This is a genomic window from Nocardiopsis sp. ATB16-24, assembly GCF_030271535.1.
GTDB lineage: Bacteria > Actinomycetota > Actinomycetes > Streptosporangiales > Streptosporangiaceae > Nocardiopsis.
Map to the genome: position 1 here is coordinate 14,471 of NZ_JASCXJ010000018.1, position 17,296 is coordinate 31,766.

General features: G+C 69.4%; 11 protein-coding genes. 5 read left to right on the top strand and 6 right to left on the bottom strand.

The features are described from left to right. Positions 1 to 444: 444 nt before the first annotated feature. From PFX91_RS18005 to PFX91_RS18015, 3 genes are all read right to left on the bottom strand, one after another. Positions 445 to 714, bottom strand: a complete 270-nt coding sequence (locus tag PFX91_RS18005; protein ID WP_285733389.1) for a DUF6406 domain-containing protein — start codon at positions 712 to 714, stop codon at positions 445 to 447. Between the two features lie 178 nt (positions 715 to 892). Beyond that, positions 893 to 3,199, bottom strand: a complete 2,307-nt coding sequence (gene secA2 / locus PFX91_RS18010) for an accessory Sec system translocase SecA2 (protein ID WP_285733519.1) — start codon at positions 3,197 to 3,199, stop codon at positions 893 to 895. A 120-nt stretch (positions 3,200 to 3,319) separates the two neighbouring features. After that, the gene (locus PFX91_RS18015; RefSeq protein ID WP_285733391.1) at positions 3,320 to 3,934 is read right to left on the bottom strand and encodes a GTP-binding protein; all 615 of its coding nucleotides are present in this window, start codon (positions 3,932 to 3,934) and stop codon (positions 3,320 to 3,322) included. A 743-nt stretch (positions 3,935 to 4,677) separates the two neighbouring features. Between PFX91_RS18015 and hisS the strand changes: the two genes are divergently transcribed. From hisS to PFX91_RS18035, 4 genes are all read left to right on the top strand, one after another. Beyond that, positions 4,678 to 6,003, top strand: a complete 1,326-nt coding sequence (hisS, locus tag PFX91_RS18020; protein WP_285733393.1) for a histidine--tRNA ligase — start codon at positions 4,678 to 4,680, stop codon at positions 6,001 to 6,003. Positions 6,004 to 6,183: 180 nt separating this feature from the next. Further along, positions 6,184 to 8,637, top strand: coding sequence for an ATP-binding protein (locus PFX91_RS18025; protein WP_285733395.1), 2,454 nt, complete (start codon positions 6,184 to 6,186; stop codon positions 8,635 to 8,637). A gap of 164 nt (positions 8,638 to 8,801) precedes the next feature. Further along, a complete protein-coding gene (locus PFX91_RS18030) occupies positions 8,802 to 11,324 on the top strand; it encodes a LuxR C-terminal-related transcriptional regulator (protein ID WP_285733521.1) in 2,523 nt (840 codons plus the stop codon). A gap of 382 nt (positions 11,325 to 11,706) precedes the next feature. Further along, a complete protein-coding gene (locus PFX91_RS18035) occupies positions 11,707 to 12,555 on the top strand; it encodes an AMP-binding protein (RefSeq protein WP_285733397.1) in 849 nt (282 codons plus the stop codon). Positions 12,556 to 12,709: 154 nt separating this feature from the next. On the opposite strand, the gene PFX91_RS18040 is transcribed toward PFX91_RS18035, so the two are convergent. Continuing rightward, positions 12,710 to 13,264, bottom strand: coding sequence for an ATP-binding protein (locus PFX91_RS18040; protein ID WP_285733399.1), 555 nt, complete (start codon positions 13,262 to 13,264; stop codon positions 12,710 to 12,712). Between the two features lie 351 nt (positions 13,265 to 13,615). Between PFX91_RS18040 and PFX91_RS18045 the strand changes: the two genes are divergently transcribed. After that, the gene (locus PFX91_RS18045; protein WP_285733401.1) at positions 13,616 to 14,575 is read left to right on the top strand and encodes an ATP-binding protein; all 960 of its coding nucleotides are present in this window, start codon (positions 13,616 to 13,618) and stop codon (positions 14,573 to 14,575) included. 113 nt (positions 14,576 to 14,688) lie between these two features. On the opposite strand, the gene PFX91_RS18050 is transcribed toward PFX91_RS18045, so the two are convergent. Next, the gene (locus tag PFX91_RS18050) at positions 14,689 to 15,531 is read right to left on the bottom strand and encodes a GNAT family N-acetyltransferase (RefSeq protein ID WP_285733403.1); all 843 of its coding nucleotides are present in this window, start codon (positions 15,529 to 15,531) and stop codon (positions 14,689 to 14,691) included. Between the two features lie 77 nt (positions 15,532 to 15,608). Then, entirely contained in the window at positions 15,609 to 17,240 is a 1,632-nt protein-coding gene (locus PFX91_RS18055) for an alpha/beta fold hydrolase (RefSeq protein ID WP_285733405.1), read from the bottom strand. Between the last annotated feature and the right edge of the window lie 56 nt (positions 17,241 to 17,296).

Consider the following 17,296-nt stretch of genomic DNA (forward strand, 5'->3'; position numbering starts at 1 on the left):
GGACAGCCCCTGGGACCGACCTCGGGGGCGGCAGGGCGCAGCGGCCCGTGATCGCCGGGAGTGGGGAACCTCCCTGGAAGCGCCGGGGCGCGCCTTGCCCCACAGACGTTAACGATGCGCTGGTAACACGGACACCCACCAACAGATAACCGGAACGTCTCGATTCCTCCGACCGGAACGGATCCACCCGCCCCGACCTGCCCCGACACACACCCTTCCCGACGCCTCACTCCTCTTTCGAGGCCCCCTCGATGCCCCTCTCCCCCATGAACCACGAAATCACCACGAACCCAGAGATACGCTTCCATCGTCGAAAGAGCCCGACATGACAAAACCGGGAAGCGCAACAATGTCCTCCACCTCGGGGAAAGGTGGCACAAGGTCGCGATTCCCGGCCCTAGCAAGAAGGACAAAGGACACCGGGCCGTGAGCCCGGACGCGAAGTCAACTTATTCGCGTGGCCAGCAGATACGCGGAGGGAGAGTCCGCGTCGACGATGTCGGTCACCCGCCAGGCCTGCCCTCCGACACTGAACACATCGCCCACACGGACGTCGATCATGGGCGTGGGACGCCACTCCTTGGGGCCGCCGATCTTGGCGACCGGCCGGCCGTCGTCGTCGATCCAGAAGCTTCCTCCGCCGACCGGACCTCCCTCGAAGCGGTCATTACGCCCGTAGCTGATCTTCTCCTGCGCGCCGATCTCGTGGACCACAGTGGATTCAGTCCCAACCGTCTCGAATTCTGTTGAAAACGCAGCCATGCTAACCCGTTGGGACTTGGTCGGGACGCCGTTTTCCCTCTCGTCCGGGGATTCGGAAGGAGCAACTGACAAAGGTAATGCGCAGGCCGGGACTTTGGTCCCGACCCGCGCATCGAACGGTTATGGGTGCTCAATCTCCCGAGGAGGAGCCCCGTCCGCCCTTCAATCTGCCCACCAAGGTCTCCAGCGCCGAACTGAACGGATGGTCGTGCACCATGTAGGTCCACGTCATCGACGGTCGTTTGACGCCCACCATGCCGACGTCGAGCTCTCCGTCCTGGACCTCCAGTTTCTCGAAGCTCTCCGCCGCACGTGCGCGCGCGTCGTCCAGGAAGCCCTTGAAGACCGGCACCGCCTCGCGGTTGAACTCGTCGAGCGGGTCCCTGCGTCCCAAGAAGCGCAGGTGGATCCCCTCGCGCAGTTCGGCCAGGAAGGCGTTGTGGTCGGTCCAGCCCCGGTCCAGGTGGTAGAGGGTGATCAGGCGTGCCGCCCGGGCGACCTTCTCCTCGCCCAACTCCTCCACGAGTTCCGCGTGCCGCTCCTTGCGGTCGGCCTTCACCTGACGGTCGCCCTGGTCCCCGGTCAGGACCATCTCGCGGTGTTCCAGCACCACGTCCCGCTGCACGTCGATCAGCTGGTTGTAGCGCCAGGTGTTGCGGTGCACCTCCAGGAGCTGGCCCTCGGCGACCCTCTGCGCGTGGTCCACCATGCCCAGCCAGCCCTCGTCGGTGATCTCACCCTCGGCCGTGGTCGTGTACCCGGTGGACTCGGAGCCGTGGTCGACCAACAGGTCGTCGTCCATGCTGACGAAGAAGATCGAGTCGCCCGGGTCTCCCTGACGTCCGGCGCGTCCCCGCAACTGCCCGTCGAGACGGCTGCTGGGGTAGCGGCCGAAGCCCATCACGTACAGGCCGCCGGTCTCCACGACGCGTTCCCGGTCGGCCATGTCACTGCCGCCCAACCGGATGTCCGTACCACGGCCGGCCATCTGCGTGGAGACGGTGATGGCCCCGTAGGTACCCGCCTCGGCGATGATGGAGGCCTCGTCGGCGTCGTTCTTGGCGTTGAGGACCACGCACTCCAGCCCGGCCTCGCGCAGGCGTCCCGCGAGCAGTTCGGACTCGGCCACATCCTGGGTTCCGATGAGGATCGGCCTCCCGGACTTGTGCACCTCCTCCACCTTGGCGACGAGGGCGTCCTCCTTCTCCTCGCGGGTGGCGTACAGGCGCGTGCCGTGGTCCTTGCGGATGTTCGGCTTGTTGGAGGGGATGACCGCGACCTCCAGCTCGTAGAACTCCCGGAGCTGTTCGGCCACGGCCATGGCGGTACCGGTCATGCCACCGCGCGTGGGATAGCGCAGTACCAGGGACTGGACGGTGATGGAGTCCAGGACCTCGCCGGTCTCGCTCACCGCCACCTTCTCCTTGGCCTCGACCGCGGCCTGAAGACCGTCCGGCCAGCGCTGGAGCAGGGCGATGCGGCCGCGCGACTCGTTGATGATCCGGACCTCACCGTCACGCACCACGTAGTGGACGTCGCGCTGGAGCAGTACGTGCGCGTGCAGGGCCAGATTGACCTGGGGCAGCACCGAGGTGTCCTCCTCGGAGTACAGGTCCACCCCGCCCAACGCCTTCTCCACCACGTCGATCCCGGCGTCGGTGAGTTGAACGTTGCGCCCTTCGGCGTCCACCTCGTAGTGCAGGCGCGGCTTGAGCGTGCGAACGACGTCGGCCATCTCCACGTCGGCGGCCACGCTCTCCGCCGCGCCGGCCAGTACCAGGGGCACACGGGCCTCGTCGACCAGCACCGAGTCCGCCTCGTCGACGATCGCCACGTGGGGCTCGGGCACGACACGGTCCTCGATGTCGGTGACCATGCGGTCGCGCAGGACGTCGAACCCCAACTCGCTGACGGCCGCGTAGGTGACGTCGCAGGAGTAGGCGTCGCGCCTTTCCCGCCGGGTGGACTCCTCGTTGATCCAGCCCACGGTGACGCCGAGCATGTCGTAGAGGGGGCGCATCCACTCCGCGTCGCGCCTGGCCAGGTAGTCGTTGACGCTCAGGACGTGCACACGCCGACCGCGCAGCGCGAACCCGGCGGCGGCCAGCGCACCCGCGAGGGTCTTGCCCTCGCCCGTGGCCATCTCGGCGACGTGGCCGTCGAGCAACGCCATGACGCCGAGGAGCTGCACATCGAATGGTCGCTCGCCGAGGGAGCGCCGGGCGGCCTCGCGGCCGACGGCGCACAGCGACACCAGGTCGTCACGCTCGTAGGGGAGGTCGGCGTTCCCGAGGTCGATGGCCTTCTCGGTCAGCTCGGCGTCGCTGAGCTCACGAAGCCCGTCCTCCTCGTCCTCGATCGCCGTCAGGAGCTTGGTATAGGGCCGCAGGTCCACCGCACCGGGCTTACCCAGGAGGCGGCGGACGCTTTCCGCCATTCGTCCGAACACCACCACAGAGTAACGCCGGACACAACAATCGTAGAAGTCCGGGATCCCCCCTATTCGGGCCCTTCGGCCGCGCCCGCCTCCCGACGCGCACGGGGCCGCCCGACGGGCTCAGGCGAACTGACGCTGGTGGCGCTGACGGGCCTCCACGGCCATGGCGTGCTTGACCAGCCTCACCAGGACCCGCACGACCGAGTTCCGATCGCGGGCGTCACAGTGGACGATCGGCACCTCGGCCGGCAGGTCCAGGGCGTCGCGCAGGTCCTCGGCGCTGTAGGACATCGCGGGGTCGAAGTCGTTGACGGCCACGACGAAGGGCAGCCGGTACTGGCGCTCGAAGTAGTCCAGTGCCTGGAAGGTGTCCTCCAAGCGACGGGTGTCGGCCAGGATCACCGCCCCCAACGCGCCACGCACCAGGTCGTCCCACATGAACCAGAAACGCTGCTGACCCGGCGTGCCGAACAGGAAGAGGGTCAGGTCGGTGTCCAGCGAGATACGGCCGAAGTCCATCGCGACCGTGGTGCTCGTCTTGTCCGGGGTGTGGGAGAGGTCGTCGACGCCCGCGCTGGCCGCGGTCACCGCGGCCTCGGTGCGCACGGGCGGGATCTCCGAGACGGCGCCGACGAACGTGGTCTTCCCGACCCCGAACCCCCCGGCGATGATGATCTTGGTGGACAGCTCGGCGGAGGTGTGAACGGAGTTCGTGCTGTTGGCTGGATCGATCACAGTTAGTCCTAGCGGGAGTGCCGGGTCAGTGGAACGCTGGCGTTCCCACGGCCCGGTCCTGAGGGGTAGGGGACTCGTCGGGCAGGCACCGTCACGAGAGTCGCCGCTCCTGGAACCTAGCACCGGATCGTCGGTGGGGAGGGCGTTTCGGCGTTCTGGTGCAACAGAACACACATCGGGGGAACACGGGATCCACCGGACTCCGGGCGGGGAAGGGGCCGCGGGCACCGAGGACCCTCCGGTGGCGGTGCGTCCCGCATCGGAAACCGAACGTGACAAGAAAAGCACAGACCTCTACCCGTAAGAGCCGACTTTACGACATTGTGAGCGGCCACTTCCGGCCGTTTTCAGCCGTGCCGATCCCTGTTCCCCGTGGTCTCCCGGAGTCTACGGTGGGGACAGGGCACCCGCACGTGAGTGCGGTCGCGACGAAGACTCCTGGCACGAGGACGCGACCATCCGCGGGAGCCCGGGCGTCGTCCCGGGGTGGACGGCCACCCACCGACGTCTCGCTCTTCGGCGTCGACCGGTCCACACCCTCGGCCGCCGCTTCGGCGCTCCACCGGCCCATAACCGTCCACATGGGCCGGTGGAGACCCCTGACTCCCCCGCCTCGGTCGGGGTTGGACGTAGTATGGGCAGGCCCTCCCCCGTCCGAGAAACCGGGCCTTCGCGCGCGTGCGCGACGGTCACGGCCGGGGGCAAGCAAGTCCTAGACGAAACTGTGAGCCGAGAACCCCGACATGTCCGATCAGCGCGTCGTCCGACCCACTCCCATCAGCGGTTTTCCCGAGTGGACCCCTCAGATCCGGGCCGTGGAGCAGCGCTGGCTGGACCATATCCGCACCGGTTTCGAGTCCTTCGGCTTCGCGTCGGTGGAGACGCCCTCCGTGGAGAGCCTGGACGTGCTCATGGCCAAGGGCGAGACCTCCCAGGAGGTCTACACCCTGCACCGTCTCCAGGCCGACGCCGAGGACGACTCCGACGCCAGGCTCGGACTGCACTTCGACCTGACCGTGCCCTTCGCCCGCTACGTGGCCCAGCACTTCAACGAACTGACCTTCCCGTTCAAGCGCTACCAGATGCAGCGGGTGTGGCGGGGCGAACGCCCCCAGGAGGGGCGCTTCCGCGAGTTCACGCAGTGCGACATCGACGTCATCAACGTCGACTCCGTGCCGCTGCACTTCGACGCCGAACTGCCCCGTATCGTGCACCGCGTGCTCAGCGGCCTGGACATTCCCGCGTGGACGCTGAACGTCAACAACCGCAAGGTGCTCCAGGGCTTCTACGAGGGCCTCGGCATCAAGGATCCGATCGCCGTCATCCGTGCCGTGGACAAGCTCCACAAGATCGGTGACGACGGCGTGCGCGGGCTCCTGCTGGCGGACGGCCTGACCGACACGCAGGCCGACTCGTGCCTGGAGCTGGCCCGTGTGCGGGGCACCGGCACCGGTGTCGCCGAGCGGGTCCGCGCCTTGGGGGTGTCCTCCGAGCTGCTCGACGAGGGACTGGAGGAGCTGACCTTCGTCCTGGAGGAGCTGTCCGACCTTCCCGAGGGCGACGTCGTGGCCGACCTCTCCATCGCCCGAGGCCTGGACTACTACACGGGTACGGTCTACGAGGCCTCCTTCGACGACGATCCCGGTTACGGGAGCATCTGCGCGGGCGGTCGGTACGAGGACCTGGCGGGACAGTTCATCCGCAGGCGCCTTCCGGGTGTGGGCCTCTCCATCGGTCTCACCCGCATCTTCGCCAAACTCGTCGCGGAGGGTCGGATCGAGGAGGGACGCGCCTGCCCCACCGACGTGATGGTCGTGGTGCCCAACGCCGAGCAGCGCCGCGAGGCCCTACGCACGGGTGAACTGCTGCGCGAACGGGGCTTCAACACCGAGGTCTTCCACGCCACCTCCAAGATCGGCAGGCAGATCCAGTACGCCTCCAAGAAGGGCATCCCCTTCGTGTGGTTCCCGCCCTTCGGCGACGACGGGGCCCACGAGGTCAAGGACATGGGGTCGGGCGAGCAGGTCGCCGCGGACCCCGCCACCTGGGCCCCGGGCACCACGGGGTGACACGGGAGCCCATAGCACCTTCGTGACCCACTCGGGCGGTTTCGGTCCGCCCATGCCGGAACCGGCCATCCAGGGGACAGTTCGGTCCCTTCGATGCGACACTGGGAACGGAGTTGCCCGCGTCACCGTGTCCGCGAGGCCACGGTGACGCGGATATTCGGTGTCCTATTGATCGAGGCCATGTCTCCTCCCCGCCATAACCTGCCCCTGTCCGCCGGCGAGTTCGTCAGTTTCGTCGGGCGTGAGCGTGACATCGTCGACCTGGGCCACCTCCTGGGTACCGCCAGGATGGTCACGCTGACCGGTGCCGGAGGCATCGGCAAGACGCGGCTGGCCCTCCACCTGGCCGAGCGCGTCATGCGCCGATTCCCCGACGGGATACGTTTCGTCGACCTGAGCGAGGCCTCCACCCGCGACCAGGTGCTGCGCACCGTGGCCCTCGCGCTCCAGGCGGTGGAGGACGACGCGCCCACGATGGGGGACGCCGTCATCACCTCGCTGCGCACCCGCAACCTGTTGCTGCTCCTGGACACGTGCGAGCACGCCGTCGAGCCGCTGGCCGAACTGTGCCGGGCGGTACTGCGCGACTGCCCTCGGGTCCGCATCCTGGCCACCAGCCGTCAGCCGCTGCACGTTCCCGAGGAGAGCGTGTGGCGGGTGCCCCCTCTGTCCCTGCCCGCACGCCCCACCCCCATCGACCCCTACGCCGCCGACCCCGCGCCCATCCCCCGACGGGACACCCAGCGCTATGAGTCGGTGCGTCTGTTCGTCACCCGCGCGCACGCCGCGCGCGCCGGTTTCGAGATGACCCGGGAGAACTCCGGGTACATCGCGGAGATCTGCCGCATGCTGGACGGCATCCCGTTGGCCATCGAACTGGCCGCCGCCCGGGTGCGCGTCCTGTCGGTACAGCAGATCCTGCGGCGTCTGGACGACCGCTTCCAACTGTTGACCAGTGACGGCTCCGAGGACCTGCCCGCACGCCAGCGCACACTGCGCGCCGTCCTGGAGTGGAGCCACGACCTGCTCAGCGAGCCGGAGCGGCTCCTGCTGCACCGCCTCTCGGTGTTCTCCACCTGGCACCTGGAGTGCGCCGAGGACGTCTGTTCGGGACAGGGGGTCGATCCCACCGACATCCTGCCGCTGCACTTCTCCTTGTTGGACAAGTCGCTGGTGGTGATGGACGCGGAGATCGACGGCACCGCCCACTACCGGCTGACCGAGACGGTACGCGCCTACGCCGCCGAACAACTGGCACGCAGTGGCGGCGAGGACGAACGCTGGGAGCGCTACCTGCGTTTTTGCGTCGCCCACCTGGAGGAGTGGTCCAAGGCCTGCTGCGCCCCTCTGTCCTGGAACGAGCGCCTGTCCCACCTGAGACTGCTCGACCACCACCGGGACAACCACGCCCGGATGGTGGACTGGGCCCTGTCGCGAGGTCGTGTGGACGAGGCGTTGCGGGTCTGCGTGGCACAGCGCCCGTACTGGATGGTGCGGGCCCTGGCCTCCGAGGGCAGCCGTGCCCTGGAGCGGGCTCTGGACTCCGATCCCGACGGACAGTCACCCCACCTGAGGGCTCGCGCCCTGGCACTCCACGCCGAACTGCGCCTGGACCTGGACCCGGTACCGCGCGTGATGACCCTGGCCATGTGCGCGCTGGAGGCGGCGCGGGCATGCAGGGAGGCCGGCGCCGCGGCGTCGGCGTTGACCACCATGGCCGCGCTCTGCCTGCGTACCGGCGCTCTGGAGGAGGCGGGGCGGCACGCCGACCGGGCCCGGGAGTGGGTCTCCCAGGTCAGTGATCCCCTCACCGAGACGGCCCTTCTCGAAGTGTCGGCACAGTTGGCCCGCCGACGTGGTGAGACCGCCCGGGCGAGCGCCTGCCTGGAGCAGAGCATCGCGCTGGCCGAGAAGCTGGGCGACCGGTGGAGCGTGGCCCGCTCGCTGCACGTACTGGGTTCGATCGCCGCCGAGCACCGGGACTTCACACGGGCACGCGACCTGCTCACCGAGGCGTTGGCGGTCTTCGGTGAGTTGGAGACCGCCCCGGCCACCGCGCACTGCGCCCAGGACCTGGGGCGTCTGTACCTGGCCCAGGGTGAGGTGCTGGCGGCGCGAGAGCCCCTCGCGACGTGCCTACGGGTGAGCTTCACCTCCGGGCAGCGGATCGCGGTGGCCGGCGCTCTGGAGGCCCTAGCGGAGCTGGCCCTGGCCGAGGACGAGGCGGAGCGGGCCGCCGCCCTCGTGGGTGTGGCGGCCGACCTTCGGACCTCCCTGGAACGTCCCTCGGCCGAGACCTTGCGTCTGCGGTCGGCCGCGGAGCGGCGTGTGGGCGGTACGCGTGTGGCCGAGGCGTGGAACGCCTGGCGTTCCCTGCCCCTGGAACAGGTACTCGACAGGGCGTTGGCCTTCAGGCCCGTTCCCTCGGGACCCTCGGGGCCGGAATCGCTGACGCCCCGGGAGAAGGAGGTGGCCGAACTCGCCCGGCAGGGCCTGTCCAACCGTGAGATCGCCGAGCGGCTGACCATCAGTCAGGCGACCGCGGCCCGACATATCGCGAACATCTTCAGAAAACTCTCGATTTCCTCAAGGACACAGTTGACCGGCCGGAGCGTCTCGGGCAACGGTGGTTGAGAGCATCACGATGGGTCGGAAGCACTTGCACAGTGCGCGTACACCCGCTAAGACAGGAACTCCAGGCACCATCCCTCCATACGACCGCGTCAGTTCTGCCGCCCTTCCCCCGTTCCTGGTGACAACCTCCCCGACCGCCCCTACATGTGAAGGCCATGGCACCTTTGACCGCGCCCGCGCGGCACAACCTCCCCCGTCCGGGCACCGGATTCGTGGGCCGCGAGCGGGATCTGAGCGACCTGCTCCGTCTGCTCGACTCCAGCCGCTCCGTCACCCTCAGCGGAACCGACGGAATGGGAAAGACCCGTCTGGCCATACGTCTGGCCGAGCAGGCCACCGTGTCCTTCCCCGACGGTGTGTGGATGGTGTGCCTGGCGGACGCGCATACGACGTTGGAGGTGTACGCGCGGTTGTGCGTCGCGCTGGATGTGGTGGAGGAGCCCGGTCAACCGTTGTCGGCCACGGTGACGGAGGCGTTGCGCGACCGTCGCCTGCTGCTGGTCCTGGACTCCTGTGAGCACGTCGCCGAGGAGGTGACGGAGGTCGGCGAGGCCCTGCTGGCGGCGTGCCCCGCCGTGTCGATCCTGCTCACCAGCGAGGACCCGATTCGTCTGACGGGCGGAACGGTGTGGCGTGTGACCCCGATGGCACTACCACTGCCCGCGCGCAAGGGGCCTCCGCCCGACCCCTCGGGGTCGGAGGCGGTGCGGCTGTTCATGGACCGCGCTCGCACGCGCGATCCCCGTTTCTCGGTCTCCCGACAGGAACTGGAGACGGTGACGGAGCTGTGCGACATGGCCGGTGGGATCCCGCTCGGTATCGAGGTCCTGGGCGCCAGCGCTCCGGGCACCGGCCCCGAGGCCCTGGCCCTGGCCCTGCGCGCCTATCTGGACTCCCCCGCGGCACGGCCGGGACCGGGCCAGGCCGTCTCGCGCATCCAGATGTTGCCGTTGGTGCTGGACTTCGTCTACGGCGGTCTGTCGCAGGCCGAGCAGGCCTTGCTGCGCCGCCTATCGGTGTTCTGGGACTGGGACCTGGAGCTGGCCGAGCAGGTGTGCTCCGACGAGATCCTTCCCGAGCCCTCCGTCCTGGACACCCTGACGTCTTTACTGAACCGCTCCCTGATCACGGTGACCGGCGAGTTCGAGGGCCGTGTGCGTTATCGCCTGCCCGACGCGGTGCGGCAGTTCGCCCACTCCCGTCTGGTCGCCGAGGGCGAGGCGGAGTCGTTCCAGGAGCGACTCCTGGAACGCATGCTGCTCCTGGTCGAGGACCTGAGCCGGAAGCTGGAGTCGGGCAGGGCGATGCCCTGGAGCGAGCGCGAGTCCGGACTTCGGCGGGTGATCGCCGAGTACGACACGTTGCGCTCGCTGTTGCGCTGGTCCTCCGACCGGGGGGCGACCGAGCCGGGGCTGCGTCTGTGCGTCAGTCTGGTCGCGCACTGGGTGAGCGGACAGTGCTACTCCGAGGGCGCGTACTGGATGGACCTGCTCTTGAACGCGGAGGACTCGGCGAAGGCGCCCTCCCGTGCCCGCGCCCTGGTGGGCAGGGCCCAACTGGCCCGGGCCCTGCGCGACCACGGGCGGGCGCTGTCGCTGGGCGAGGAGGGCCTGCGGCTGTGCCGCGAGGCCGGGGACGAGACCTTCGTCCGTGCCGCGCTCAACCTGCTGGCGCTGGTGGAGGTGCGCGAGCGCGTTCCCGACCAGGCCGCGGTGCGGGTGGAGGAGGCGTTGCGACTGTCCCGCGAGGCGGGTGACCAGTGGGGTGAGGCGATCGCCCTGAGCACCCGGGCGGCGTTGGTCTCGCAACAGGGCGACCACCCCACCGCCGGTCACCACTACAACGCGGCATTGACCCTGCTGCGCGGTATCGACCATCGCTGGGGGGTGGGCGTCATCCTCCTGGGACACGCCAGGGCGGCCGAGGCCAGTGGCGACCTGCTGACGGCGGACCGCTGTTACCGGGAGGCGTTGGACACCCAGCGGCTGATCGGTTCCTCGGCGGAGGAGGCACGCTGTCTCACGGGGATCGGTCGGGTCGCGCACGCCCTGGGTTACACGGAACAGGCCTACGACTACCTGAGCGAGGGGCTGCTGCTGAGCCACACCGCGGGACAGCGCGCCGACGCCGCCCGCGCCCTGGTCGCGATCGCCCAGGTGGCCTTCGGAGCGGGCCTGCACGAGGCCGCGTGCCGTCTGGCGGGTGCGGCGGTGAGTGTGCGCGAGCGATTGGGGCTGCCCGGCCACGACGCGCCGTGGCCGTTCACGAACACGGAGGGCGTCACACGTCGGCGCCACCGCCGCCTGGTGGAGTGCTGGGAGCACGGTCGAAGCCTCGGACTGTCGGACGCGGTCCGGGAGGGCGAGCAGCTCGCCGAGGAGGGACGGCGCCCGCAGTCCTACCGCCGCTCCCCGTCTCGGGCCGCCCGCCCCCAGCGCAGACGCAGACCTCAGGAGGGTCCCGCGCCCGCTCCGGAGTCGGTGACCCCCGCGCGGGTACTGACCAAGCGTGAGCTGGAGGTCGCCCTCTTGGTGAGCCGAGGCGAGAGCAATCCCGAGATCGCCCGTTCCCTGTTCATCACCTCGGCCACGGCGGCGCGGCACGTGGCCAACATCAATCGCAAGATGGGTTTCCACTCGCGTACGCAGATCGCGGCGTGGGTGAAGCGGCATCAGGGCTCGGGCTGACCCCGCCTGTCCGTTTCCGCCCGACTCGCGACGCACGTGGCCCTCTTCGGACAGAATCTACATATGCATGTGCATGGCAATATGCATGTGCATCTGGCTGTGAACGCGCTAGGCTTCACGCCATGGGACACCACGTTCGTGACATGAGGATGACACGTTCGTCGGGGCCCCGAGAACGGCCGCCGAGAATCGGTTCTTCGCGGCGGTCCGTCAGCCCCGGGAGGATTCTCGGGGCCGGTGGAAGACCGTGTCGGTACGGGATGAGTCCTGGGGAGGCTTCCGTTCACCGAGCGGAGTACCATCGCCCGGGTTCGCCATGCGGAGGGGGCGTGACGAACCCGGGCGGTGGCACCACCGAACGACAGGTGAACTGGGGGTACGTATGGGGGTAGGGCTGTCTTCGGGAACTGGTAGGCCGGGGCGCCACCTGCCGCGCCGGGACGATCCGATCGGCTCGCTGACCGGAGGTCTGTACGAACGGCTCCGGCTGCGTCCCGCGCGGGGCGGCTCGATCCGGGGCACGGGGCAACGTGTGGACAGCCGGTCCTTCGCGGCCAAGGTGGAGCAGGCCGCGTCCGGCCTCAGCCGTCGGGGGCTGTGCTTCGGTGACGTGGTGGGGATCCTGGCACCGGTCTCACCCGACCGCTTCCTGGCCACGTACACGGTGATGGCGGTGGGCGGGCGGGCCCTTCCCCTGTCGACCGCCTCCGATCCGGACACCCAGTGCGCCGCGCTCAGCGAGACCGACGCACGCCTGCTGCTGGTCAGCGCCGATCTGACCCCGGCCGCGCTGGAGCTGGCGGAGCGCTCACGGGTCCGACAGGTGATCACCTTCGGCCGGGCGCTGGGGGCCACGACCTTCGACGAACTGCTGCGGCCCAGTCCCGACGGCAGCTGTTACAACCCCACGCGCGGCCTGTTCGACAACGGCATCCTGGGTTATGAGCGCACCAGCGGTGGACTGCTGACCACCCTGTATCCGCACAACGACCTCATGGCGCGTTTCTCGCGACTGCGTGAACGGCTGGAGCTGACCGCCGACGACGTGGTCGCGGTGGACGAACGGGGTGATGAGGCCACCCGGGTGGCACTGGTGGCGCTGGCCCTGTGGACGGGGGCCTGTGTACTGGCCGGAGCGGAATGTCCTCCGCCGGAGGGCCGCCGGGTGACGGTGCGTTGCGCCCCCGAACCGGAGCGGATCGCCTACCCCGAGGTCGACGGGGCGTACTGAGTCCCAGGGCGGCGGGGCACCGGGGCGAGGAGATCCGGGGCCTTCGGTCCGCGGTTTCCGGGGGCGGCGGAGAGCCGCGTGCCGGAGCGAGGGAGTGGGGGGATCGGGGTCGCGGCGGGGTACGGGGACCGCGGGGGTTCTCGCGCGAGACCCTTCAGTTCTCGATCGGCCGCTCGGCGGGTGGTGGCTCCCCCTGTACCTGGGAGCCGGGTAGCGGATCGTCGATCTCGAACCAGGCCACGTGCGTGGCGTCGCTCCAGTACTCGCCGCTGCGGGTGGCGCAGCTGTCGACGATGAGTTTCCCCCGGCCGAAGTCGTCGCCGTCCTCACGGACGTGGAGGCTCTCGCCGTCGCGGGTGCCCTGGTCCGCGACGGCCACGCGCAGGCGCCCACCCCCCGACCGCAGGAACAGCGTCATGACACCGCCGCTCTGCCCCGAACGCGAGTGCAGCAGAGCGTTGGTGGCCAGTTCACTGACGGCGAGTTCGGCGTCGTCCAGCGCCGTCGCGGAGTGGCCCGTGCGGGTGAGGAAGTCGCGTACCCGCGCGCGGATGGAGCGCACCGCGGTCAGGTTCCCGGCACAGCTCCACACGGTGTGATCGGTGGACTCACCGGTGAGGTCCGCCGTCTCGATGGTCGGTGTCGTCGGGGGCGTGCTCTCGGGTGTCTCCGCGGGCACGTACTCCCGGAGTTGCCTCGCCTCAGCCATCCGGTCACTCCAATCACCCGCGACGAGCGCGGGTTGCGCCGCCTGCACTCACCTTAGACAAGGGTGTGCTGCCTCCAGAACAACACACCCGCCTTTCCCTTGCCCTGCATTGGTCCCAAAACCCCGTTCCGTGTCATCCCCGATGTGGACAAAGGAAACAGTCCGGACCCCAGGGAGGCCCATGTGACGTGCAACACGTTGGCAATACACGCCTCCCTCGGCCGTTCCGCCCACAGAGCGACCGACGAGGAACGATAATCGTTTCCATGGTCGGGCTCGTTCCCGACCCCATCCGACCCGGGTGGGCGTCACCGTGCGGTGACGCCCACCCTCCGATGACGAAGGACCCAGATGAAGATCGCTTTCGTGGGCAAGGGCGGCAGCGGCAAGACCACCCTGTCCTCCCTGTTCGTCCGCCACCTGGCCGACCAGCACGTCCCCGTGGTGGCCATCGACGCCGACATCAACCAGAACCTGGGCGCCGCCCTGGGCCTGGACGAGGAGTCACTGGCGAAGATCCCGCCGATGGGCGCGCACCTGGAGCAGATCAAGGAACTGCTGCGCGGGGACAACCCGCGCATCACCTCGGCGCGGTCGATGATCAAGACGACGCCTCCGGGGCGGGGCTCACGCCTGCTGACGGTGACCGGCGACAACCCGCTGCACGACCGGTTCGGCGTGTCCGTCCACGGTGCCACGCTCATGGTCACCGGCCCCTTCGCCGAGAGGGACCTCGGCGTGGCCTGCTACCACTCCAAGGTGGGGGCGGCCGAGATGTACCTCAACCACCTGGTGGACGGCCCCGGTGAGTACGTGGTCGTGGACATGACGGCGGGCGCCGACGCCTTCGCCTCGGGCATGTTCACCCGCTTCGACATGACCTTCCTGATCGCCGAGCCCACCGTGCGCGGCGTGGGCGTCTACCACCAATACGCCGACCACGCCCGCGACCACGACGTGACCATCCGGGTCATCGGCAACAAGGTGCAGGACCCCTCGGACGTGGAGTTCCTACGCGAACACGTGGGAGAGGCGCTGTCCGGCTGGATGACGCACTCGGGGTTCGTGCGGTCGATGGAGAAGGGGCACCGCCCCGAACTGTGGGAGTTGGAGGAGGACAACGTCAAGACCCTGGCCCTGATGCGGGACATGGTGGACGCCGTGCCCAAGGACTGGGAGAAGTTCACCCGACAGTCGGCCGAGTTCCATCTGCGTAACGCGCGCGCCTGGGGCAACGAGGCCAAAAGCGCGGATCTGGCGGCGCAGTTGGACCCCGACTTCCTCATGGGCCCCACGGCCCTCACCACCTGACAGGGGAACCGGACGGTGCCGCCGGATCGGCGGCACCGCTTCGCCGAAGGGGACACGGATGTTCGGGAGGCCCGGCTGGAGGGGCTCTCTCCTGCGAGGTCCGTTCGGAAGCGCTAGAAGAGCACCGACATGACCTCTCCCACCTGGCGGAAACCGACCTTCCTGTAGGCGGCCCTGGCCGGGGTGTTGAAGTCGTTGACGTAGAGGGTGACGCGGGGCGCGATCTCCGCCAGCGCGTACTCGACCACCGCCGCCATTCCGGCCGTGGAGTGGCCCTTTCCGCGCAGCTCCGGGTGGACCCACACCCCTTGGACCTGACAGGCGTGCCGGGTGACCGCGCCGATCTCGGCCTTGAACACGACCCGACCGTCCTCGATCCGGGCGAAGGCCCGGCCCGTGCGCACCAGTTCCTCCACCCGGGCCCGGTAGAGCGCACCGCCGTCACCGGAGTCCGGGGGTACTCCGACCTCCTCGGTGAACATGGCCACGCAGGCGGGCACGAGGATGTTGAGTTCGGAGGGGCGCACACGGCGCACGAGGGGATCGGCCGGCACGGCGGGCGGCCCGCTGATCTCCAGGACGGGCTGGCTGGCCCGGATGGCGCGGGCCGGCCCCCAGGAGGGGGTGACCTGCCGCCAGAAGTCGCTGACCGCTTCGACGGGACCGACGATCGAGGAGCAGCGGCGTCCCCGCCAGCGGGCGTGGTCGGCGAAGCCGCGGATGGCGGCCGGCCCCGCGTTGACGGGGACCATGTTGGCCCCGGAGTAGCACAGGGCGGTCAGGCGGCCCCGCTCCACGTACCCCCACACCTCCGCCCCACCGGTGCCCGCGGAGATACCGGTGGACATCAGGCGGGAGGTGACGAACACGTTGCCGACCGGGTCGGTGTCCAAGAGCGCGCGGACGGCTCCCCGGTCGCGTTCTCCAAGGATCCGTACCGGCGAGGTCCTCAGCATCGCTTCTCCCCCTCTTCCCGGTGCCCTCACAGGAGTCCCGGGCACGATCGGCCGAGCCTGTTCGCGCCGGTTCCAGCCTATTCGACCGGCTGCTCCGATGCCTCCGCCCCACCCCGAACGCCGGGTTCGATCCCGGCCTCGTCCTCCCCGCGCGCGGTGTCCGGCCGAGGTTCGGGGCGTGCCTGACAGGTGACGTCGGGCCCGTCGTCCTCGTTGCGCGTGGGAAGTTCCCCCTCACGCAGGTAGGCGACGATCACCTCGTCCACGCAGGTGTTGCCGGCGAACGAGACTCCATGGGTGATGCCGTCCCGCTCAAGGACCAGAGCGGCTCCGGGCAGACGCCGTCGCAGCGCGAAGGCGCCCTCCACCGGGGTGGCGCCGTCGGCGGCGGCGTGTACCAGGAGGGCCTGGCCCTGGTAGGCGGGGTGCTCACCGGGGCCGTCGCCGACCTGGAACCAGTCACCGGAGTCGGCCGCCCAGTCCGCACAGGGAGCGTTGTACCAGATGTTGTGCCACCCCATGAAGGGCGCCTGGCCGTGGACCTCCTCGGCGTCGGCCCGCCAGGTCTCCCAGTCCCGGGGCCAGGGGGCGTCGGTGCACTGGACCGCGAGGTAGCCGCCGTACTCCTGGTCGGAGTCGGGTCCCTCCCCGTAGCGTTCGTGCAGTCGGAGCAGGGGCTCGTCGTCGCCGTCGTTGATCCGGGCCGCGAGCGCCTCGGCCACGGTGGGCCAGACGACACCGCTGTAGGCGATCATGACGACGGCGCTCTCCAGTTCGGTGGGGCCGACGGTGTCCTTGACGGGGGTCTTCCCCAGCTCCGAGCGCAGCGCGTAGTAGGCCTCGGCGACCTCCTCCTTCGTGGCGCCGAGCCCGTAGGCGTCGTCGTGGCGGGCCATCCAGTCGAAGAAGCCCCACGCCGACCGCTCCAGGGCACGGGTCTGCACGAGGTTGCTCTCGTACCAGGGGTTGTCGGGGTCGACGACGCTGTCCAGGAGCAGGGCGCGGACCCGGTCGGGATACAGGGCGGAGTAGACGGTGCCCAGGTAACTGCCGTAGGAGTAGCCGAGATAGTCGATCTGCTCCTGACCGAGGGCCTCCCGGATGGCGTCCATGTCGTGGGCGGTGTCCTCGGTCCGCGTGTGCTCCAGCAGGGGACCGGTGTTGTCGGCGCACGCCTGTGCGTAGGCCATGGCGTCGGCGCGCAGCGCGGCCTCGGCCGTGGCGTCCGCCGGGACGGTGTCGGGACGCACGGGTGCGAAGAACTCCGGGTCGCAGCTGATCGAGGGCGTGGAGGCTCCCACTCCGCGCGGATCGAAGGAGACGACGTCGTAGATCTCCCGCAGGCTCTCGGGCATACGCCTGTGGGTGTGGGAGGCCCAGATGCGCCCAGCGCTTCCCGGGCCGCCCGGGTTGACCAGGAGGGTGTGCCGGGCCTGCCCGGTGGCGGGCACCCGGGACAGGGCGAGTCGGACGGTCTCGCCACTCCCCTCCTCGGCGTCGTGGTCCATGGGAACGATGAGCGTGGCGCACTCCAGGTCCTCGTCCACGAGGGGTTCGAGGTCTCCGCAGGGCTCCCAGGTGAGCGCCTTCTGGTCCGCGCGGGGAACCGTGGCGCCCCGCTCCCCCGGGGCGGCCTGCGCGGGGATCGCCGCGACCAGGGAGGCCAGGACCGCTCCGGCCGAGATGACGGCCCAGGTTCGTACTCGCACGCGTTGTCCCCTCACACTCTTGATCACCACATGGATTGTTGCAACTACATAGAGCG

What these genes read in the sequence shown, in the direction of transcription:
- secA2 (WP_285733519.1), bottom strand. Translation starts at nt 3,199, where the DNA reads ATGGCGGAAAGCGTCCGCCGCCTCCTGGGTAAGCCCGGTGCGGTGGAC.
- hisS (WP_285733393.1), top strand. Translation starts at nt 4,678, where the DNA reads ATGTCCGATCAGCGCGTCGTCCGACCCACTCCCATCAGCGGTTTTCCC.
- PFX91_RS18025 (WP_285733395.1), top strand. Translation starts at nt 6,184, where the DNA reads ATGTCTCCTCCCCGCCATAACCTGCCCCTGTCCGCCGGCGAGTTCGTC.
- PFX91_RS18035 (WP_285733397.1), top strand. Translation starts at nt 11,707, where the DNA reads ATGGGGGTAGGGCTGTCTTCGGGAACTGGTAGGCCGGGGCGCCACCTG.
- PFX91_RS18040 (WP_285733399.1), bottom strand. Translation starts at nt 13,264, where the DNA reads ATGGCTGAGGCGAGGCAACTCCGGGAGTACGTGCCCGCGGAGACACCC.
- PFX91_RS18045 (WP_285733401.1), top strand. Translation starts at nt 13,616, where the DNA reads ATGAAGATCGCTTTCGTGGGCAAGGGCGGCAGCGGCAAGACCACCCTG.
- PFX91_RS18050 (WP_285733403.1), bottom strand. Translation starts at nt 15,531, where the DNA reads ATGCTGAGGACCTCGCCGGTACGGATCCTTGGAGAACGCGACCGGGGA.